The organism is Lacimicrobium alkaliphilum (assembly GCF_001466725.1).
Classification (GTDB): domain Bacteria; phylum Pseudomonadota; class Gammaproteobacteria; order Enterobacterales; family Alteromonadaceae; genus Lacimicrobium; species Lacimicrobium alkaliphilum_B.
The window spans coordinates 1,330,706-1,351,298 of the sequence record NZ_CP013650.1 but is presented as its reverse complement, the minus strand read 5'-3'; the positions used below and the strand labels follow the sequence as shown (position 1 = coordinate 1,351,298).

The 20,593-nt window shown below is 50.7% G+C and carries 18 protein-coding genes, 2 tRNA genes and 1 riboswitch; of the genes, 8 read left to right on the top strand and 12 right to left on the bottom strand.

Features of this window, described 5'->3' with window-relative positions; translation table 11 throughout:
- Positions 1-80: 80 nt before the first annotated feature.
- The 10 genes from prfC to AT746_RS06085 all read right to left on the bottom strand — a co-directional run bounded on the left by prfC (position 81) and on the right by AT746_RS06085 (position 10,056).
- Entirely contained in the window at positions 81-1,667 is a 1,587-nt protein-coding gene (prfC, locus tag AT746_RS06135; RefSeq protein WP_062477876.1) for a peptide chain release factor 3, read from the bottom strand.
- A 185-nt stretch (positions 1,668-1,852) separates the two neighbouring features.
- Complete coding sequence (gene rimI, locus AT746_RS06130) at positions 1,853-2,320, bottom strand: ribosomal protein S18-alanine N-acetyltransferase (RefSeq protein ID WP_062477873.1); 468 nt, start codon at positions 2,318-2,320, stop codon at positions 1,853-1,855.
- Positions 2,293-2,799, bottom strand: a complete 507-nt coding sequence (locus AT746_RS06125; RefSeq protein ID WP_156413639.1) for a hypothetical protein — start codon at positions 2,797-2,799, stop codon at positions 2,293-2,295. Before AT746_RS06125 ends, rimI begins: the two co-directional genes overlap by 28 nt.
- Before the next feature lie 409 nt (positions 2,800-3,208).
- Positions 3,209-3,285: transfer RNA gene (locus AT746_RS06115), tRNA-Trp, on the bottom strand.
- Positions 3,286-3,411: 126 nt separating this feature from the next.
- A complete protein-coding gene (locus AT746_RS06110; RefSeq protein ID WP_197414334.1) occupies positions 3,412-4,170 on the bottom strand; it encodes a phosphotransferase in 759 nt (252 codons plus the stop codon).
- A 7-nt stretch (positions 4,171-4,177) separates the two neighbouring features.
- Complete coding sequence (pnuC, locus tag AT746_RS06105; protein WP_156413638.1) at positions 4,178-4,804, bottom strand: nicotinamide riboside transporter PnuC; 627 nt, start codon at positions 4,802-4,804, stop codon at positions 4,178-4,180.
- On the bottom strand, positions 4,801-5,076 hold the full coding sequence (locus AT746_RS06100) for a hypothetical protein (RefSeq protein WP_062477862.1): 276 nt from the start codon (positions 5,074-5,076) through the stop codon (positions 4,801-4,803). Before AT746_RS06100 ends, pnuC begins: the two co-directional genes overlap by 4 nt.
- A 9-nt stretch (positions 5,077-5,085) precedes the next feature.
- Positions 5,086-7,158 (bottom strand): TonB-dependent receptor, encoded by a 2,073-nt coding sequence (locus AT746_RS06095; RefSeq protein ID WP_062477859.1) that lies wholly within the window; start codon positions 7,156-7,158, stop codon positions 5,086-5,088.
- 66 nt (positions 7,159-7,224) lie between these two features.
- Positions 7,225-7,340: riboswitch (TPP riboswitch) on the bottom strand.
- A gap of 128 nt (positions 7,341-7,468) precedes the next feature.
- Complete coding sequence (locus tag AT746_RS06090; protein WP_062477856.1) at positions 7,469-8,059, bottom strand: DUF502 domain-containing protein; 591 nt, start codon at positions 8,057-8,059, stop codon at positions 7,469-7,471.
- A 140-nt stretch (positions 8,060-8,199) separates the two neighbouring features.
- Positions 8,200-10,056 carry a serine hydrolase domain-containing protein gene (locus AT746_RS06085; protein ID WP_062477853.1) on the bottom strand — a complete coding sequence of 619 codons (1,857 nt, stop codon included), beginning with the start codon at positions 10,054-10,056 and terminating at the stop codon, positions 8,200-8,202.
- A 174-nt stretch (positions 10,057-10,230) separates the two neighbouring features.
- Between AT746_RS06085 and AT746_RS06080 the strand changes: the two genes are divergently transcribed.
- Positions 10,231-12,291, top strand: coding sequence for a winged helix-turn-helix domain-containing protein (locus AT746_RS06080; RefSeq protein ID WP_062477850.1), 2,061 nt, complete (start codon positions 10,231-10,233; stop codon positions 12,289-12,291).
- Positions 12,292-12,877: 586 nt separating this feature from the next.
- Here the strand turns inward: AT746_RS06080 and AT746_RS06075 are convergent.
- A tRNA-Arg gene (locus AT746_RS06075) sits at positions 12,878-12,954 on the bottom strand.
- A gap of 109 nt (positions 12,955-13,063) precedes the next feature.
- On the bottom strand, positions 13,064-13,930 hold the full coding sequence (locus AT746_RS06070; RefSeq protein WP_062477846.1) for an MBL fold metallo-hydrolase: 867 nt from the start codon (positions 13,928-13,930) through the stop codon (positions 13,064-13,066).
- Between the two features lie 94 nt (positions 13,931-14,024).
- On the opposite strand from AT746_RS06070, the gene AT746_RS06065 reads away from it, so the two are divergent.
- From AT746_RS06065 to AT746_RS06035, 7 genes are all read left to right on the top strand, one after another.
- Complete coding sequence (locus AT746_RS06065; RefSeq protein WP_062477843.1) at positions 14,025-14,777, top strand: sulfite exporter TauE/SafE family protein; 753 nt, start codon at positions 14,025-14,027, stop codon at positions 14,775-14,777.
- Positions 14,774-15,163, top strand: coding sequence for a rhodanese-like domain-containing protein (locus AT746_RS06060; protein WP_231731025.1), 390 nt, complete (start codon positions 14,774-14,776; stop codon positions 15,161-15,163). Before AT746_RS06065 ends, AT746_RS06060 begins: the two co-directional genes overlap by 4 nt.
- 120 nt (positions 15,164-15,283) lie before the next feature.
- Entirely contained in the window at positions 15,284-17,812 is a 2,529-nt protein-coding gene (locus AT746_RS06055) for an efflux RND transporter permease subunit (RefSeq protein WP_062477840.1), read from the top strand.
- A 14-nt stretch (positions 17,813-17,826) separates the two neighbouring features.
- On the top strand, positions 17,827-18,624 hold the full coding sequence (locus AT746_RS06050; RefSeq protein ID WP_082633166.1) for an outer membrane lipoprotein-sorting protein: 798 nt from the start codon (positions 17,827-17,829) through the stop codon (positions 18,622-18,624).
- Between the two features lie 2 nt (positions 18,625-18,626).
- Entirely contained in the window at positions 18,627-19,973 is a 1,347-nt protein-coding gene (locus AT746_RS06045) for a hypothetical protein (protein WP_231731024.1), read from the top strand.
- Positions 19,974-20,046: 73 nt separating this feature from the next.
- Positions 20,047-20,262, top strand: a complete 216-nt coding sequence (locus AT746_RS06040) for a YgaP family membrane protein (protein WP_062477834.1) — start codon at positions 20,047-20,049, stop codon at positions 20,260-20,262.
- A 22-nt stretch (positions 20,263-20,284) separates the two neighbouring features.
- The gene (locus AT746_RS06035) at positions 20,285-20,593 is read left to right on the top strand and encodes an ArsR/SmtB family transcription factor (protein WP_062477831.1); all 309 of its coding nucleotides are present in this window, start codon (positions 20,285-20,287) and stop codon (positions 20,591-20,593) included.

The following is a 20,593-nucleotide window of genomic DNA, read 5'->3' as shown; positions in this document are numbered from 1 at the left end:
CATTGCTGTCGGGCTTAAGCCCGACAATTCTGGCGTCATCCGCATTTGTGTCGGGATAAATCCCGACCTACAGTTAAATGCTAATGTTCGCGGGTTTGCACAAACTTAATATCAGGGTGGCGTTCCTGAGCCAGTGACAGGTTCACCATGGTGGGGGCAATATAAGTAAGATTGTCGCCACCATCCAGCGCCAGATTAACCTCGGCTTTGCGCTTAAACTCATCGAGCTTTTTGGCATCGTCACAGTATACCCAGCGGGCTGTGCTGACATTTACCGGCTCATAGATGGCTTCGACCTTGTATTCAGCCTTCAGCCTGGCCACCACCACATCAAACTGCAACACCCCCACGGCGCCAACGATCAGGTCATTATTCTGTAGCGGCCTGAACACCTGTACCGCACCTTCCTCGGCGAGCTGGATCAGACCTTTAAGCAATTGCTTTTGCTTAAGCGGATCGCGCAGACGAATTCGTTTAAACAGCTCCGGGGCAAAGTTAGGGATGCCGGTAAATTTAAGCGTTTCCCCTTCACTGAAGGTATCACCAATCTGGATCGAACCATGATTATGCAGACCAATAATATCGCCGGCGTAGGCTTTATCCAGCGCCTCACGATCGCCAGCCATAAAGGTCAGGGCATCGGAAATACGCACATCCTTGCCAATACGACTTTGAAACAACTTCATGCCCTTTTCAAAGGTGCCGGAAACCACGCGACAAAAAGCGATACGGTCGCGGTGTTTGGGATCCATATTGGCCTGGATCTTAAATACAAAGCCGCTGAACTTTTCTTCTTCGACGCTGACTTCACGCTGCTCAGCCTGACGGTTAAGAGGGCGCGGCGCCCAATCCACCAACCCGTCGAGCATATGATCCACACCAAAGTTACCCAGTGCGGTACCGAAAAACACCGGCGTCAGTTCACCGCGCAGAAACTCCTGCTGGTCAAATTCATGTGACGCACCCTGCACCAGCTCCAGCACTTCACGCAATTCCTGAGCATAACTGCCAATGGCGTCATCCAGCTCCGGGTTATCCAGCCCTTTGATATTGCGACTGTCCTGAATGGTATGCCCCTGGCCGGTCTGATACAAAATGGTTTCATCCCGCAGCAGGTGGTATACGCCCTTGAACTCCTTACCCATGCCGATGGGCCAGGTAATAGGGGCGCACTTTATTTTCAGTACATCTTCCACTTCATCAAGCAAATCCACAGGGTCGCGGGTATCGCGATCGAGTTTGTTCATAAAAGTGATAATGGGTGTATCACGCAAACGGGTGACTTCCATCAGCTTGATGGTACGGGCCTCGACACCTTTGGCTGAGTCGATCACCATCAGGCAGGAGTCCACGGCCGTCAGCGTACGATAGGTATCTTCAGAGAAATCTTCGTGGCCCGGGGTATCAAGCAGGTTAACCAGGTGGTCATGATAAGGAAACTGCATCACCGAGGTGGTCACGGAGATCCCCCGCTCTTTTTCCATTTCCATCCAGTCTGACTTGGCGTGCTGACCGGATTTTTTACCCTTTACCGTACCGGCCTTTTGCAGGGCTTTACCGAACAACAGGACTTTCTCTGTAATAGTGGTTTTACCGGCATCCGGGTGAGAGATGATCGCAAAGGTTCTGCGCTTATTAAGTTGTTCAAGATAGCTTTTACTGGCCACGTTACTCTCTGTTGTTATTGCTGTGCCAGATCTACTGGCAGGGGTCACTTGAATATCACTATATGGGCGCGGATTGTACCCAAATTGATGGCAGAAGTCGCCCTGAAATCAAGCACAAAGGGTATCGACAAGATGAAAATACACAGTAAATCAATCAGCCAATGATTTCAGTCTTTGCGAACCGCTCAGTCCGCCAGCAAGCGCCTCATAATCAGCGCATCTTCACGGCCTTCGGCGCAGGGGTAGTAATTTTTGCGCGTTTCAATTAGCTCAAAGCCGGTTTTCTGATAAAGATGGATCGCCCCCTGATTGGATACCCTGACTTCGAGCCAGATTTCTTCCATGGCCTTTGCCCGGCACTGGGCAAAAAAGTGTTCCAGCAAAAGATAGGATAATCCCTGCCCCCGGGCCGAAGGGGCCAGGCCGATATCCATCAGCGTAGCTTCCTTAAGCACCTGCAGGCCCACGTAAAAACCCAGTAACTGCTCATCACCTTTCAGCTGCCAGGCAAAGTATGGAGGGGTCAGACAGCTGGCAAAGGTGCCCCTCGACCAGGGGTGAGAATGACAGGCGCATTGCAAACGAAAAACGGCGTCATAATTGTCAGCATTGATAGGGCTGAAAATTAAAGGTGCTGCTGCAACAGTTGCCATAATTGCTTTTTAAGCTCCGGTGTATTGCTGAGGGTCTGTGGTGTGGGAGCGCTGAGTACCTTGCCATCAAAACTGAAGTTATCAGAGACCTGCCAGTTTAACGCTGCCCCATGTTGTTGCGACCTCAGCGCCAGCTGAATATCCTGAAACATCGGATGCTGACTATCCACCTGCTGCACAGGCTGTTGCTGTGGCTGGTTATATTCATGTTGCTCAGTCACTGGCGGAGCATCAGGCTGAGAATCTGCAATCTCCTGCTCTGTCAAAGTTCCAGCTTCAACTAAGCGGGTGTCGGGGATGTTTTCAGCCTCCGCAGCCGTAAACTGCCGGGCAGCAATAGTTTCAACACCGGTATCTGCATCTGTAGCGAGCAATGCCAGCCGTTGTGGCGCGCGCAAATGCCACTGAACAATACCCAGTTCAGTGAGAATAGCTTGTTGATAGGGACTTAAGGCTTTCATCGCTGATGAGTTTATCATGAAGTGCTGTGGGGTCGAATAGTATCCCCGGACATCGCCAAAAAATGTTCCCGACATTTCCGGCATACCGTCCTTCCCTGAGCATCGCCGGGGAAATGTTCCCTACAACCCGGGCATACCGTCCATCCCTGGACATCGCCGAAAAAACGTTCCTGACATTTCCGGCATACCGTCCTTCCCTGGACATAAAAAAACCTGCAACTATGGCAGGCTTCTTAAATGCTGGCAGGGGTGGAGGGATTTCCTCAGGCACGTCCCTGTGCCTGACCGCAAGCGGCGCTGACGCGGTACACTTTGTTCCCGACAAAGATGTCGAACCCATGGGGCTTCTCGCCCTCCACACTTCCAATGCCTTTCTCTTTTTCAGGGCATAAAAAAACCAGCCACTTTGGCTGGTTTCTGAGATTTGTGGCAGGGGTGGAGGGACTCGAACCCCCAACCATCGGTTTTGGAGACCGCTGTTCTACCAATTGGAACTACACCCCTGCAATGGAGGCAGAATTATACCCATGCAAGGCTAAAGGTAAAGGAAATTTCCCCTCAGCCCTGACTGAGTGAATAAATAATACGCAACAACACCAGAGAACAAAAAAACCGGCAACAAAAAGCAGATTATCGAGAGTGCTCTGCAGCCCGATACCATAGCTCGCTGGTAAGCTCAGCCAGTGGCAGCAGAGCCTGAGCCTGGTGCCACAGCGCCAGAGTATCCTGCCTGGTGGCTTCCCCGTAGCGCTCTACCAGCATACGGGCCTGCTGATCATCAAGCTGATTCACCAGAATGGCACAGGCCAGATCAAACTCAGCCACCGAACGGGCCTGATATTCCCAATCCAGCACCAGGCCCTGCGGCTGAATACACAGATGGGCAAAGGCCAGATCGTGATGACAAAAGGTGATTTTAGGTAGTTGCTGCCAGTATTGCTGGTATTCCGCCACCTTGTTATACAGCACCCCACTTTCGATTCCGGCTAGTTGCAGGTAGTGGTGCCAGTCTGATACCAGATCCAGCTCCGGGCAATCGATATTCTGTTGGTGAATGCGCGCCATACGTCCGGCCAGAATCAGCACTTTCTCCTCAACGGAAACCTCGATATCTTCCAGCGTCCTCACCTCCTGCCAGGTTTCGAGCATAAAGCTGCACTGCTCTGACAGATAACAGGGTTCGGAGGCCAGGCCAGCCGCAGCCAGCTGTTTTTGCATGGAAAAAAGTGCCTGGCGGTTCAGCCGGGTTGGGGTGTTGTCGGCAAAACATTTTAAAAAGTAGCGCTGCTGCCCTGCCTGCAATGCATAGCTGCGGTTAATCGCACCGGATGGTAATGGCTGCAGCTGAAAATCTGCGCCGATAAAATCCAGCCCACGCAGTTCAGCCACAACAGATTCAGGCAGCATAAGGGCTCGGCGACTGATTCAGATAACTGCCGCGCCATTTGATATAACCGTACACAGCAAAACCAAAGTAGCCTGTAAACAATAATGCCGTCAGCAGCAAACCGGATTGCCAGTAGAGCCATGCCGCCAGCATATTAATCACGATCCAGTACAACCAGTTTTCCAGCACTTTCTGGGTGACCAGGTAGGTAGTAAACAGGCTGAATACGGTAACCAACGCATCCACATACAGAAACTGCGCATTAAACCAGGGGCGCAATACGCCGGCCAGCAGAATCGAAATCAGCAACAGTGTCACCAGGGCTACCAGATGATAGAGCCAGGGGCGTGTCTGCACAGCTGTATCTGAATCCTCTTCATGGGCCATGGCACGCCAGTGCCACCAGCCATACACGGCCATACCCAGGTAATACACATTCAGCACGGTCTGCAGTGGTAAGGTGTGTTCCCAGAACAACCAGCTGTAGATACCTGTACTGATCAGCGCACAGGGCCAGCACCAGATATTCTGCCGGGCCGCCAGGTACACATAGGCCAGCGCCAGCACCACAGCCAGTATCTCCCAGCCTGACTGACTGGCCCATTGCTGAGCCAGTAACGCCATCGTGTCGCTCATTCGCCGCTGCCCAAGGCATCGCCATTTAAAAACTTACACACAAAAATGGCCTGGCCAATTTCCTGATGGCTGCGTTGCATCTCTTTAGCCAGTATTTCCATAACCGGCAGATAGTCGCCACTGACTCTGGTGCTGGTCATGCTGGTATCCACTTCCAGTTCCGGATACCGGTTGAGCCGATCAATAAAGGTTTTGATCGGCGCAATATACTTTTCAGCCAGCGGATACAGGGATATTTCTGCTACCAGTTTATTTGCCTGATTGTTTTGCATCATTCTTCCTTAAAATAAATAGTCCAGACTCACACCTAACATACGACCATCGCCGAACTGATAGTAGGGCTTAGGAATTTCATAAAACTCTCGCGGATCGTTGCTAAAGCCGCCAAATCCGCGCACCTGATATTCACGATCTAAGATATTGCGCCCCCATAATGACAGCGTCCAGTCTTGATGAGAATAGGCCAGGCGGCTGTTCACCAGTACCGAGCTGTCAGAGCGTTCATCATGGCCGTCAGAGAAGTAGAAACTGTCTTTGCCATCGGCCTCGATATGCCAGCGCAGGCTGTCAGTAATATTCCAGTCCAGCCCCAGATTAAAGGTATAGCGTGGCGCCTGAGCCTGATCTCTTTCTTCCACATAAGAGCCGTCTGCGCGCTCAAAACCTTTGAATGTTGCCCGTAACCAGCCCAGGTTAGCAAAGACGCTGAGAGATGGAGTCAGTTGCCAGCCGGTTTCCAGTTCAAGACCATAATTGGTACCATTATCCGCGTTATCAATAATATCGATAAAAGTGGCGGAACCATCGTCTCTGTACTGCAGATCATAATCACTGATCTGTGTATCTTTACGCTCCATATAGAACGCCGCCAGACGCACATGGCCCTTATCTGTATTGCCTTTTACGCCGACTTCATAGTTCCAGTTATATTCAGGATCGAATAACCGCTGCTGCTGACTGACCCGCTCATCAGGATTAAAACCACTGGCCTTGTAACCACGATAAATACCGGCATACACCATAGCGCCGCTGGCGACACTATGATCCAGCACCAGTTTGCCGCCGACGATAGTATCTTCAAGGGATTCAGCGAAACCGCCGTTATCCTGATAATCAATATTAAAGCGGTCGACACGCAAACCCACCGTCAGGCGGGTGCTGTGATTAAAATGGGTGCGGGTCTGGGCATACAGGGCCAGATTGTCGGGCTGGTAAGTACTCTGAAAATCCGTTTCTGCATAAGTGTACTGACGCAGTAAGTCTTCATCCACCGACTTGGAATACACGCCCACTACCCAGTCTGTGGTATCGGCAAACAACCGCGAACTGTCATCAGAGATAGCCCGAAGCTCCAGAGATTTGGTGTCACGCTGACGATAATAGGCGTCGAAGGAGCTGTACTCCCAGGGATGAAAACCGACATAGGTCCAGTCTTCATCATAGCCATAATCAATGTCCGAATCGGACAGTGCGCCGATGGCAAGCAGTCGACCCCAGGACAGTTGCCAGTCGGCCTTCAGGCTCAGCGCATGAGATTTCTGGCGGTCAAACCCGGGCTCATCGGAGCGGGTTTTGTCATCATTATCCAGTGAAAACGCATCGTAGCCATTATCAATATCAAAATACTGATAATTTAAATCCAGCGTCAGATCATCCGATGCCTGCCAGGCCAGTTTGATTCTGGATGTCAGCTCGTCGCGATTGCCGGTGTCATCCCGATTCAGATAGATATTTTCAATAAAGCCATCACTTTTATATTGCTGTAGTGCGACCCGGTAGGCCAGCTTGTCACTGAGATCGCCGCCGTGGGCCACGCCCGCCGACCAGGTATTGTGCTCAGCCAGACTCAGACTCAGGCGCGAAGCCTGATCAGCTCCTGCCGGTGTGGTCTGAATCTTAATCGCGCCGGCCAGCGCATTGGCGCCAAATTCGGTGGCCTGAGGGCCTTTTAATACTTCAACCTGCTGCACATCAAACAGAGTGCCGATGGCGGCGATACCGGAAAAATCCACATCATCCACCACCACACCGACTGATGGATTAACGGGTTCAGAAAACTGGCTGCGCTCACCGATACCGCGGATCTGCACATAACGGCCACGGGACGCGCCAGAGGCAAAGTTGACATTGGGGGCCACATTCAGGATCTGTTCAAGATGCTGGGCCTGACGCTCAGTAATTTGCTGCTGACCAATAACTGAAATGCTGGAAGGCACCACCTGCAAATTTTGTGCATTAAAATCAGAGGTAACCAGAATATGTTCAAGGCCATTAGTTTCGTCGCTGCTTGTCTGTGCGTTAGCAGAAAAAGCCAGTGCCACGGCCAGATATAGAGTGTTTTTCGCTGGTGTCATTTTGGGATCTTCTCGTTTTAGTATGAAAAGATCCGGTATTACGGCAGGTCAATGGGAGATGTTTGGGAGCGGTTCCCGAACCATTCCTACGCCGGTATTATCCGGATCAGGTTTAAGGGTTCCCACTACTGCATCTTTCAGCAGATACGGATCTCAGCCTCACGGCACCCCTTGGTTAATGGACTTGTGCATTAAGCGACAAATCTGGCGCGGATTGTAACAAGCCTGCGTACAAGCGCAAGCTGCAAATACTCACCAGACAAGGTATAGCAGATTATTGGTCGCTCGTGTTCAACGACTGAATCGAAAATCAGACCGGGTGTTTTACTGGTTTTGACTGGCTGATATGGGCCGTCAGCACTTGTTGCATGGCGGCCTTCACTGGCATATCCAGCGGCTCGCAGCGGCTGCGGGGTAAATACAACAGATGACCACCCACCTGATAGCTCAGTGGCACATAGACGGCAATCACATCATCCTCTTTGGCAAAATCAATATCCTCATTAGTGACAAAACCAATCATGCGAATATCCTCATGCATCCTTACCAACACCACTTTTTGCAACTCATGCTGATCTGAGCCCGAGAATAAACGCATAATATCCCGGGCACTGCCATACAAGGTTTTCACCAGCGGTATGCGGTTAAGACTGTTTTCCAGCCACTCAAATATCTGCCGCAGCAAATAGGCCTGTACCAATAACCCGAGCAGAAAAATAATCACCAGACCGGATAACACTCCCATCCCGGTGATATACCAGCCATGCGGCAACATATATTCCAGCAAAGGGCTGAGCAAGGATTCCGCCCAGCTGAAAAACCAGTAAAGCGCCCCCAGAGTAATGGCTATGGGAAGCGAAAAGAGTAACCCTTTGGCAAAGGTCTGAGAAATGGACGTCATCTGTGTTCCTGGCAGTGTTAAATTACAACAGCCAATGTAGCACTGGTATGGGCAAAGGGAAAATGGCCGAGCCCTGGGGGGCTCACCCCATTGGGCCTCACATATAAAAAGAAAGGCCCAATTTTATCGGGCCGATGGTATTAACCCCATAGCCTGACACCAATCAGTCCCTGTGATAACAGGTACAGCGCAATAACCAGGTTCAGAAATATCAGCATGCCTGAGTGCCACCTTACCAGTCGTCCCATTTTGTCATTTCTGATCAGATACCAGATACGAACACTCCACAGGGCGGCCAGGAAAAACACTATGCTGGCAAAAAACACTATCAATGACAGTACTGTGGGCTGACCCGCTAACACAAAAGGCGTGGCGCTGCTTTTGATCATCAGCAGGCAAGCCACAACAATAACGAGCGGTATCAGCGTTATCATGGGCCAACTGCGGATACGCAGACTAGCGCTGTTGTTGATTTTCCCCATCCATTTCCGCGGTATCCAGATCAGGGCAAAGGCTAATCCCAAAAGAATACTGACGAGCCATAGCACCAACACGATCCGGGGCAGATAGGCGCCAGGCACACTGACCTTTTTCAGGGTGTGGGGGCCATAGTGTAATACGTCACCGACGACAGGATCCTCAGCCTGTACCAGTACCACTTTGCCTGTTGATTGCTGCTTAAACCCGGTAGTGGCATTGGCAACAAGCTGGCGTTTCGGGCCGGCAAAGGGTATCGACAGCAACGTGTTTTGTTCAGTCACACGTAGCGACCAGGGAATAAGACGCATAAAGGAATCTGTCAGTTCGGCAACAGGACTGATATTGCGATAAAAGCCGCTGAGCCGTTTATCCTCGTCGGTGATCATGCGCTCAGGCTTAACCACAGGCGGATTAGATGATCGGGTGATAAAGTCTGCTAGCAGTTTATGCACTTGCGATACACCAGGCCCGCCGGTATTCGCCGCGATCACATAACCACTATTCAGCGCTGGCTGGTAAACGACCATCGCACTGGCCCCGGGCAGACTGCCTTGGTGGCCATATAATACCTGCCCATTGGCATGATAGAGGTTATTACCTAAAGCCCATGTCAGCTGCAGGCCAGTTGATGTCGCCAGACTTGCCTGTGGTTGCTGGAAGTTATTCAGGGCCTGTTCGGATAATAATGCCGGGCTTTGATCACGTCTGAGCAAAAAGGCCAGAAACTTGCCCATATCAGCCAGACTGCTATTCAATGCACCTGCTGCACGATTATTAAGATGCCAGTAGGGTGTTTCACTGGTGCCCTGATAAAAGGTTGCAGCATGGGTGCGATAATGATCGGTGTAGAAATAATCGCTGTCTTTCATTGAAAGTGGCGTAAAGAACTGTTCCTTAACGAAAGACTCATAGGTCTGACCGGTATATTTTTCGACAATATAGGCAGCCACCAATGGCCCGGTATTATTGTAGGCGCTGCGCGTTCCGGGCGGCCAGCGTGACGTGCGGGAATGGGGATGTATCTCAAGGGCGTGTTTAATACTCACCGGTTTATCACTGACACTGATTTGCTCTGCAAAATGCGGTGCATCCCAGCCTGAAGTATGATTCAGCAAATGCGCTACTGTAAGCGGATGTGTCACTTGCCAGGGATTGTCAAAATATACCTCGGGTACCAGATCTGCCACTTTATCATCCAGATTCAGCACGCCTTGATCCACCAGCTTCAGGACAGACAGACTCACCAGCATCTTGGAAACAGAGCCGAAACGAAACTGCGTATCCTGATTGATGCGGGTACGCTTGTTCAGGTTCGCAAAACCGGAACTGTGAAACCAGAGATTACCGTCAGCTAGCAGCAGGCTCACTGCGATACCCGGTGTTTTTGTGTCTGAGCGGATCTTATCTATCGTCTGCCCGAGATCTTCCAGATTATCTGGTACAGGTTGGCCGGCACAGACCTGGGAAATTAACAGCAGGGACAGCAGTAAGAATAGACTCTGAATAAGTCGGGTCATGGTTTTCCTCGTTGTTTTATGACTCTGTAAACTGGACAAAAACGGAGCCTGTGATGTAATACTGCCAAGCAATATCGCCAAATGCCCCGCACCACAACGGAACCCTTGTGATGCTTTGTGACCGGGGACATCTGCAACTCGGTCACACCAGTTCACAAGTTTCAAGGTATTGATTTGAATAATAAAAATTTAAGAGAAAAAGATGTGGTACTACACATTGGCGATTATATTTTTGACTCCGAACGGGGGACTTTAGTATCCGCAACTGATAATCAGGACCCGAAACCGCGTAAACTGGAGCCTCAGATAAGTGAGTTATTGTTATTTTTTGCCACCCACCCGCAACAGCTGTTAAGTCGCGATGCCATTACGGCGCAACTCTGGCCCGGACGTGTTGTTACTGACGATGCACTGCGCGCCGCGATTAAAAAGTTACGGGAGGCACTAAAGGATAACGCCCGTGATCCCGGCTATATCAAAACCCTGCCGCTAAAAGGCTATATGCTGATTGCGCCGGTATCTTATCAGCCGCCTGCCAGACAAAACCGGCACAGCAAACCTTTCCTTGTATGGGTTGTGTCAGCCCTGATACTGGCGGTGTTAATTAGCAGTCTGTGGCTTGGGAGGCTTATTGGCAGCCCTGCAGAATCAGACCTGAGCATTAGTTATCTTACTGACATGTCCGGCTCAGAAGTCAGTCCCGATTATGATCCGGTACATAACCGGCTGCTATTTTCTCACCGCGCTAATAAAGACGACTACCTGCAACTTTACGTTAAAGATCTCAGCTCAGGAAAAACAGCCAGACTTACCTCTGAGCAGGCCAACTATGCCGGCGGACTCTGGGCCCCTGATGGCAAGACACTGCTTTATACCCGCAGTGATATCCATTCACAAAGTCATTACCTGGCAGGCTATAGCCCTGGAAAAGGCATTGTTCGCACCAGCCCTCTGAGCACTGTTACCAATGATATGTACCTGTTGAGCTGGGCCAGCAATGGGGCGTCCGTCTACCTTAAAGATAAATTCAGCGCCGGCCAGCCACAGGGGATCTGGCAGTTTCACCTGAAAAACAGCAAGCTGGAAAATATCAGCGCGCCGAATGTCTCAGGTCACGGCGATATCTTTGCGAAGGAATCTCACAATGGTGAGCTGCTGGCGATACTGCGTGGCGTCGAACAAGACAAAGGCGAATTGTTGTTACTGCATTTAGCCACGGGGGAGCTGGTGCATACCCATCTGTTACCACAGGTTATGCACAGACTGGTCTGGGGGCCAGATGATAACGTGCTGACTATGTCGAATTTTCAGGGGCAATTGATGCAATATCAGCGTCATGATCAACAACTGCGCAAAATGGCCCACAACCAGTCTTATCTGAACAATATCTTCTACCAATGCGCTGATGACTGCTTCTATATGCGCCAACATAGCGGCAACTATCTGGATCTGGGTGAGCAACCCAATCCTTTCTCTGTCAACCCACTGTTGTCTTCGGACTATTATGAATCCGCTGGTGTGGAGGATTTTCCTGTCTATGGGCCGCAGACTCATCGGCTCTATTTTGTTTCACGCCATCAAGGAACGTTAAGCATAAAATTCTTAGATTCAGACAAGAACACACAACTTGTCGCCGCTTTTCCAGAGGACTCAGATATCAGTGCGCTGACAATCAATCAGCAGGAAACCATGCTGACGGGCCTGGCTGGTAACAGAGTGTTTACGGTTCAAATAAACTCTGGTGACCTCAAATTTATTACCAGCTCCATCGACAAAAATTATCCGCCTTTCTGGACTGTCACAGGAGATGCTTTAATTTATGCCCGGCTGGAGAAAAACAGGCCCGTGTTATACCGATACAGCCTGACTTCTGAGGAGCATGTGCGCGCAGAGACCGGCTACCTGGCTAAAGTCAGTATCGATAAACAGCGCCATATTATGATAGACCTGCAATTCAACGCCTACCTGGTTGAGGTTGATCGTTCCCCTCGCCTGCTCACCCGTTTACCCGCTGTAACCCCTAATCGCTGGCAAATAAACGGAGACTGGCTGTATTACACGGCTCACAAAGAAAATACAGCACTTTTGCACAGAGTTAATATCGTCACAGGTAAAGCCGAACACAAAGAGCTGGCCAAAAACCGCTTTCGGTTAAACTTTGATCTTAACCAGACCAGGCTGACGGTGGTCAAATCCCGGCTGGCTGACAGTGATCTGGTGGAAGTCAGACTATAAGGTGGATAGCCGGTTCAGGGGCGCTTTGGTGGTCGAATGAATTCCATCCTCAGTACCTGCCCCCTACCTGACGCGGGGTTTGCGAAACAATACACCCCAGTATTCGCTTTCGACCCTACACTGGGGGGTTACTCAGGGCGTCCTGCCTTTCGCCCTTGCGGACAGCCAATAAACCGCTGGCGTTAAAGTTTTTTCGTGTGATGAGTAGCAAAGATTAAGGCGCTGGGTTCCCGCTAAAAACATGCGGGAACGACCTTTGGTCATGCCCGAGTGTCGTTATCGGGCATCCAGTGACCTTTGCTAATGGTAAATTTACCGCAGAGGACGTAGAGATGTTGCCCCTCTCTCCTCTGCGATCTCCGCGACTCTGCGGTGAGAATGTCTTTTTGTTCGTACTTTTACTCCGAGCTTAATCTGCAGGAGGATTATTCCGGGCTTCCTGCCCTACGCCCCTTCGGGGCCAGCCTTCGGCTGTTCCATTTTGTTCCTGACAAAATGGTCGAACCTGAGGAGGTTCTCACCCCACTGGGCCGCGCATAAACGAAAAAAGCCCCGATAAACTACATCGGGGCTTTTTTCGTTTATATGGCGGACGCAGGAGGATTCGAACCTCCGACCGCTCGGTTCGTAGCCGAGTACTCTATCCAGCTGAGCTATGCGTCCTGAAACTTTTTAACTTTAGCAGCTGACTGCCAAAGCGAGGGCGCATTTTACTGAACTGATTAATTTAATCAAGCACTGCGCAAGACAAAGCATCAATTTGTCCGTTGCCTTAACAGCCCAGCAGGTTTACCGGTACTTTCAGATAGTGGACACCATTATTTTCCGCCGGCGGCAGTTCGCCGGCGCGGATATTGACCTGAATACTGGGAATAATCAGCCTTGGCATACCCAGGGTTTTATCTCGTTTATTGCGTTTTTGCACAAACTCCTCAACAGTCGTATCTTTATTAATATGAATATTATTGGCCTTGTGCTCGGCCACTGTAGCTACATAACGCAGCGATCTTCCCTCGGGCTGATAGTCGTGGCAGACATAAATCCTGGTGTCATCATCCAGCGCATAGAGCTTTTGTACGGATTCAAATAGCAGTTCGGCACTACCACCGGGGAAATCACAGCGTGCAGTGCCAGCGTCGGGCATAAACAGGCTGTCGCCCACAAAGGCATTGCCGCCAATCAGATAGGTCAGACTGTCATTGGTATGGCCCGGTGTGGTAATCACACGGCCATGAAAACGCCCTACTGTAAAAGTATCGCCCTCGGCAAAAAGATGGTCGAAATCACGCCCCTGTACGTCCTGCTTATCACCAAGGTTAAACAGGCGCTGAAAGTTCTCTTGTACTTTTGTAATGCCACTGCCGATGGCAATTTTACCGCCCAGCTGTGCGCGGATATGCTGAGCCGCGGTGAGATGATCAGCATGAGCATGGGTTTCCAGAATCCACTTTAAAGACAGCTCATTGTCTTTCACCGCCTGAATCAACTGGTCTGCAAATTCAGTATTGGTGTGCCCGGCGGCGTAATCAAAATCCAGCGCCGGGTCGATAATCGCCGCTTCTCTGGCCTGTTCATCGAAAACCAGATAGGACAAGGTTGAGGTATCCTGATGAAAAAAAGCCTGTACCTGTAATGACATCTGTTGCTCCTCATTAACTGAACGCCTTGTAATTTAGCAAAATGCGAATTACCATACAACCAATAGTTATAAGTTATTCATTTTTGGAGATTTGGTGACACTGGTCTTACTTGCAGCATCCAGTATAGGTCTTAGTCTTGGTATTTTTGGCTCCGGCGGCGCCGTGCTGGCACTGCCGGTACTGGTGTATCTGGCAGGTCATGAACCCAAACTGGCGATTACCGGCGCACTGTTTATTGTGGCGGCCATCAGCACCCTCTCATTACTGCTCAGTCACAGCAAACGTCTGGTTGACTGGCAACTGGCTTTACGCCTTGGCATCACCGGTATGCTCGGTGCCTATATGGGGGCCTGGCTTGGCAGCCTGGTTTCTGGTCTAGTGCAATTGACAGCATTTGCGTTACTGATGCTGATGGCAAGCCGCTTTATGTACAGTGGTAAAGTCCGTCTGGATGATAAACAAACCAGTCTGCCCTTAATGCTCGGTGTAGGCACCGCGGTGGGCATGCTCACGGGTTTTACCGGCGTTGGCGGGGGATTTTTATTGGTGCCCGCTATACTCAGGTTTACCGCACTGGATTTTTTTCGCGCCAGAGCCACCAGTTTAGTGCTGATCAATATCAGCGCCTGGACTGGCTTTGCAAAAAATGCCTGGCTATTACCAGACACCAGCCAACTGGACTGGACATTACTACTGATCATTGCTGCCATGGGCATAGTCGGCAGCCTGCTGGGGCAGCGCTGGTCAGTTAACTGGCCTCAGCACAGGTTACGAAAAGGCTTTGCACTATTGCTGGTGATATTGGCCGCATTTATTCTGTTTCAGACTTTAGGAGATTACTTATGATTAAAACCGCACCACAGTTGGTGGCTGAAGCCAAAGCCGGGATCAAGGAAGTGCCCATCAGCGAACTGGAACAACAGCTTGCTCATCAGATTGTGATCATCGATGTGCGCGAACCGCAGGAGTATGCGCAAGGTTTTGTTCCGGGCGCGGTTAACCTGCCCCGCGGCATTCTGGAAACCAGTCTCACCGAACTGCCTCAGGTTAAAGGCGCGGAGTCGCCATTGGAAGAACTGGCCCAGCGCGAGCTTTACCTCTATTGTCGAAGCGGCGCTCGCAGTGCTCTGGCCACCGAATCATTAATGAGAATGGGCTTTGATAAAGTCTACTCGGTAGACGGCGGCTTTGAAGCCTGGAAGAAAGCGGATCTTCGGATTGAGACCCCTTAACACTATCTGAAAAGGCTGCCGTGTAATTTAGAGAAATCTGAATTAATCATTGACAGCCTGTTTTTTTGAACTATATTTCGCTTATTTCTAAATTAGTAATTACTGTATTTGAGGGTGGTTATGGCTGACAAACTCATCGAACTGGTCACGGCGAAACGCAAGCTGGTGTACTGGGGCTTATTGATTCTGACCCTGGTTTTTGTCGCCCAGTTGCCGGGCATCCAGATCGATACCGATCCGGAGAATATGCTGCCGCAGGACAATTCCCAGCGAGAATTTCATAATCAGACCAAAACCCGTTTTTCCATGCACGATATGGTGGTGGTGGGTGTGGTTAATCCTGACGGCATTTACAATCCGCAAACCCTGGGCCATCTGGTCAGCCTGACGGAATTCGCCACAGGTATTGAGGGTGTGGTGCAGGCCGATCTGATGTCACTAGCCAATGTGGACAATATAGACCAGAAAGAGCCTGGCACTATCCGCTTTGAGTGGATGATGAAAACCGCCCCACAAACCGATGAACAAGCCAGCGCAATCCGCGACAAGGCCGAGCGTCTGCCGCTTTTATACAACACACTGGTATCTGGTGATGGCCAGGCCGCGGCACTCTATGTGCCCATCATCGATAAAAACCAAAGCTATGCCATTGCTCAGCAACTGCGCAGTAAAATCAGTGAATTAGACAGCCAGGACGAGTGGCATATTACCGGTTTGCCCGTGGCCGAAGACCGTTTCGGGTATGAGATGTTTGTACAGATGGGGATCAGTGCGCCGCTGGCGGGACTGACTATCTTTATTCTGCTGTGGGTGTTTTTCCGCAATATCCCCTTTATTGTCGCGCCTATGATCGTCGCCATGGCAACGGTGTTGATCACTATGGGTCTGCTGATCGGCATAGGCTTTACCGTGCATATTATGTCATCGATGATCGCTATTTTCCTGATGCCCATCGCGGTGGTCGACTCGGTACATATTCTGTCGGAATTTGCCGATCGTTATAAGCCCGGTGACGAGGTCAAAAAGGTATTAAAAGAGGTAATGGGCCACCTGTTTACGCCGATGCTGTTTACTTCCATTACTTCTACCGTGGGCTTTCTATCGCTGATTATCACCCCTATCCCGCCGGTGCAGATCTTCGGCGCCTTTGTGGGCTTTGGAATTATGCTGGCCTATTTGCTCACCGTGATATTTGTGCCTGCTTATTTAAGCGGTCTGAGTGAAAAAACTCTGCTCAACCTGACTCAGAAACTGCCCGATGAGAGTCAGTCTAAACTTGCGCCTGCGCTGGTTCGCCTCGGCAGGCTGGCGGGCAGCCACGCCAAACTCTGGCTGGCTGGTTTTATTGCGCTGTTTGCTATCGCAGTGTGGGGCATCAGCCAGATCCAAATCAACGACAACCCGGTGCGCTGGTTTAAGGCCGATCACGAACTGCGCATCGCCGATCGGGTACTGAATGAGCACTTCGCCGGCACCTATGATGCCTATCTGGTAATGCAGCAACAGGGTGATGCCAGTGCAGATGTTAAAGCCTTACTGACAGAAACCGTAGATAGTGAAGAACTGTCACAAAATACCATCAACTGGCTGCTACAGCAGCAACAGCAATTTGATGCCAGCAGCAGTCTGTCGACGCTGATCAGTGCCATCTATGATAAAAGCTTTGAGCTGGATATGGATGAATCGGATCGTTTCACTGAACTGGCCCTTGCGCTGGAAAAACTGGAGAGTCAGAGCAAGGCCTTTTTAAATCCGGCTGTTCTTAGCTATATGAGCGGTTTACAGCAACACCTTAAAGACAGCGGTCTGGTGGGTAAGTCCAACTCCCTGAGTGATATCGTAAAAACTGTGAACCGCGAGTTACGCAGCGGCGAAGACAAAGACTTTGTTTTGCCGGATACCGCCAATGGCGTATCTCAGACCCTGTTGCAATATCAGTCTTCTCATCGGCCACAGGATCTGTGGCATTTTGTGACGCCTGATTACCGTCAGAGTCTGATTTGGCTGCAACTGACCAGTGGCGATAATAAAGATATGACTGCGGTTGTGACCCTGGTGAAAGACTATATTGCCGCTAACCCTCTTCCCGACGGCCTGAAAGTAAACTGGGCCGGTAAGGCTTACTTAAATGTGGTCTGGCAACAACAAATGGTAGAGGGGATGCTCGATAGCCTGGTCAGTGCCTTTGTGATTGTGATGCTGATGATGATGCTGCTGTTCCGCTCAGTCAGCTTCGGTATTCTGGCCATGTTGCCATTAACCCTGACCATAACCTTGATCTATGGGCTGATCGGCTGGATTGGCAAAGACTATGATATGCCAATAGCCGTGCTCTCAGCCCTGACTCTGGGCCTGTCGGTAGACTTTGCCATTCACTTTATCGAACGCTTCCGTGCCACCTGGGCCAAACAGCAGAACTGGCAACAAAGCCTGAAACTGATGTTTGAAGAACCCGCCCGGGCCATATCACGTAACGCCATTGTGATTGCGATGGGTTTTACGCCCTTGTTATTTGCACCCTTGGTGCCTTATATCACCGTGGGCGTATTCCTTGCTTCGATTATGGCCATTTCGGCACTGGTAACCCTGGTGATGCTGCCCTCGGTGATGGCGCTGACCCGCAAGGGGTTATTTGGTAGCGATAAATGAACAGGAGAAATACGATGAAATTACCCTACAAATGGTTATTGCCGCTGTCACTGATGCTCAGCCCTTTAGCGCAAACACAGGAGGTGGATGTGCAGGAAATTGTTAAGCGCGCCGAACTGGCCGCCTACTATGCCGGTGACGATGGACGCAGTGCCGCGCGCATGCTGATCACCGATGCCCAGGGCCGCAAACAAATGCGCCAGTTTGTGATCCTGCGTAAAGATCGCGAAGATGGCGGTTCACAGGACATGATGGTGTTTTTCTCCCGCCCTGCCGATGTGCGCGATACGGTATTCAGGGTGGTAAAAAACACCGATCGCGATGATGACCGCTGGCTCTACCTGCCGGGACTGGATCTGGTCAAACGTATTTCTGCCGGAGATAAGCGCACCTCCTTTGTGGGTTCACACTTTTTCTATGAAGATGTATCCGGGCGCAGCACCTCACAGGATAACTTTAGCCTGCTCGACGAAACAGATAAGCAGTATGTGCTGGAAGCGAACCCCAAAGATCCGGGCTCAGTAGAGTTTACCCGTTACCAGGTGAGTATCGATAAGGCCACTATGCTGCCGGTTAAAATTGACTTTTTCGACAGCAAAGGCGAAAACTATCGTCGCGTCGAGGCTTTAAAAACGGAAGAAATACAGGGCTATCCGACTGTTACCCACTCCCGGGTTCAGGATCTGCGCAGTGGTGGCGAAACAGAAATGCAGTTTCGTTTTATCAGCTACGATTTGGGCCTGCCAGATGATGTGTTTTCTGAGCGTAGTCTGCGTAATCCACCCCGTGACTGGCTGGAGCTGAGAGACTGATAATGAGTTCAGGTCGTACCCACTTATTCGCTACGCTGATTGCTCTTGCGCCCGGCTTTGCTGCCTATGCCCAGCAAAATACTGATGACGGCTGGCAATTGGGGGCCGATTCAGAACAGAACTCAGCCCAACAGCAGGATGACTGGGGCTGGGAAGATGACGACTGGGGAATTGAAGAAACCTCTGCCGGACTGCCGGTGCACGGCTTTGCGGAGTTGGCACTGGGCCGGCGCACGGAATCCAGCCCTTACCATGATGCATTGAGTCTTGGTGATGCCCGGTTGCGTCTGGAAACCAGTTACCAGTGGCAGGAAATCAGCTTTGAGGCCAAGGCTGAAGGCCGCTACGATGCGGTGCTGTCTGACTGGCGGGGCCGTATCCGTGAGCTGTCCGCACAATTCAGCTTAGGTCAGCAGTTTGATATTAAAGCCGGTCGTCAGATCCTGACCTGGGGCACCGGAGACTATCTGTTTCTCAATGATCTGTTCCCCAAAGACTGGCAATCCTTTTTTGCCGGACGCGAAGATGAATATCTCAAAGCCCCATCTGATGCCGTTAAAGCCTCTGGCTATTTTGACTGGTTCAATCTGGATCTGGTTTACAGCCCGGAGTTTGACGGCGACAACTATATCAGCGGCGATTATTTTTCCTTTTTCAATCCCAGGGCCGGCGGTGTGATTGCCCCGCAACCTGGCTTTAATGCAAAACGCCCTTCAGGCGATGAATGGGCATTGCGGCTGTTCCGTAATATTAAAGGAAAGGAGCTGGCCTTGTATGCCTACGATGGGTATTACAAAAGTCCTGAAGCTCTGAGTGCGGAGGGTGTTCCGACGTTCAGTGGCCTACAAACCCTTGGTGCATCCATTCGCATGCCTCTGGGCAGCGGCCTGTTTAATGCTGAAATCAGTCATCATCGCAGTAAAGAGGATGGCAAAGGTGAAAATCCCCGCATTCCCAATAGCCAATGGCGCGCGCTGCTGGGCTATGAGCAGGAAGTGATCACTCGCCTGACCGGTAGTGTTCAGTTTTATCTGGAACATACACAAAACCATGCCGCACTGCTGGCTAACTCACCTTTTCCAGACTGGGAAGCAGAGCAAAACCGTGTGGTACTGACCAACCGGCTGACCTGGCGTAATCAGCGCGATGATCTGAGCCTGTCCTTATTCACGTTCTATTCACCGACAGATCAGGACGGTTATCTACGCCCGGCGCTGGATTACCGTCTGGATGATAACTGGAGTATGAGCGCCGGAATGAACCTGTTTTTTGGCGAAGATGAACACAGTTTTTTTGGCCAGTTTAAGGACAACAATAATCTGTATGGGCGGATTCGATACAGTTTTTAACGGATTGCAGTGATCTGAGTTCAGTGGTCATTAAGTGAACCACTGATTTAACATTAACCCGGGAGTAGAAATAATGAGCGCAGAAAGAGCCCTGACTGCCTTTGCCGGTTTTATGGTGTTATTATCCGTGGCCCTGACGGTATGGGTGCACCCATACTTTGTCTGGTTGACGGTGTTTATTGGCGCCAATTTATTCCAGCAGTCATTTACCGGGTTTTGCCCGGCCACCATAGTGCTGCGTAAGGTGTTTGGCTTTAAAACCGAAGCAGAACTGGCACGGCATAAATAATCCCTTGTAGCAGGTAACGCATGTGGAAAATATAACTTTACATCAGCAGGAAGCCGCCGAGGCGGCGGCCTTTTTGCGTTCTTTAGGCAATGAGCACAGATTGCAGATCCTGTGCAGACTGGCCAGCGGAGAATTGCATGTAGGTGCGCTGCATCAGAGCTTTGATTTAAGCCCGTCGGCTTTTTCGCAGCATCTGGCGGTATTGCGCCAGCAAGGTCTGGTGGAATGCCGCAAAGAAGCGCAGACGGTGTATTACCGCATCAAAGATCCTGACACCATGAAGTTTATGCAATTGTTGCAGGCTAAGTTCTGCCCTGAGCTGACAGCATAA

Bases quoted from the DNA above. Each gene is read 5' to 3' on its own strand.
- AT746_RS06055 (WP_062477840.1), top strand. From the start codon at position 15,284: ATGGCTGACAAACTCATCGAACTGGTCACGGCGAAACGCAAGCTGGTG.
- AT746_RS06085 (WP_062477853.1), bottom strand. From the start codon at position 10,056: ATGACCCGACTTATTCAGAGTCTATTCTTACTGCTGTCCCTGCTGTTA.
- rimI (WP_062477873.1), bottom strand. From the start codon at position 2,320: ATGGCAACTGTTGCAGCAGCACCTTTAATTTTCAGCCCTATCAATGCT.
- pnuC (WP_156413638.1), bottom strand. From the start codon at position 4,804: ATGAGCGACACGATGGCGTTACTGGCTCAGCAATGGGCCAGTCAGTCA.
- AT746_RS06045 (WP_231731024.1), top strand. From the start codon at position 18,627: ATGAGTTCAGGTCGTACCCACTTATTCGCTACGCTGATTGCTCTTGCG.
- AT746_RS06090 (WP_062477856.1), bottom strand. From the start codon at position 8,059: ATGACGTCCATTTCTCAGACCTTTGCCAAAGGGTTACTCTTTTCGCTT.
- AT746_RS06050 (WP_082633166.1), top strand. From the start codon at position 17,827: ATGAAATTACCCTACAAATGGTTATTGCCGCTGTCACTGATGCTCAGC.
- AT746_RS06095 (WP_062477859.1), bottom strand. From the start codon at position 7,158: ATGACACCAGCGAAAAACACTCTATATCTGGCCGTGGCACTGGCTTTT.
- AT746_RS06100 (WP_062477862.1), bottom strand. From the start codon at position 5,076: ATGCAAAACAATCAGGCAAATAAACTGGTAGCAGAAATATCCCTGTAT.
- AT746_RS06125 (WP_156413639.1), bottom strand. From the start codon at position 2,799: ATGATAAACTCATCAGCGATGAAAGCCTTAAGTCCCTATCAACAAGCT.
- AT746_RS06060 (WP_231731025.1), top strand. From the start codon at position 14,774: ATGATTAAAACCGCACCACAGTTGGTGGCTGAAGCCAAAGCCGGGATC.
- AT746_RS06070 (WP_062477846.1), bottom strand. From the start codon at position 13,930: ATGTCATTACAGGTACAGGCTTTTTTTCATCAGGATACCTCAACCTTG.
- AT746_RS06040 (WP_062477834.1), top strand. From the start codon at position 20,047: ATGAGCGCAGAAAGAGCCCTGACTGCCTTTGCCGGTTTTATGGTGTTA.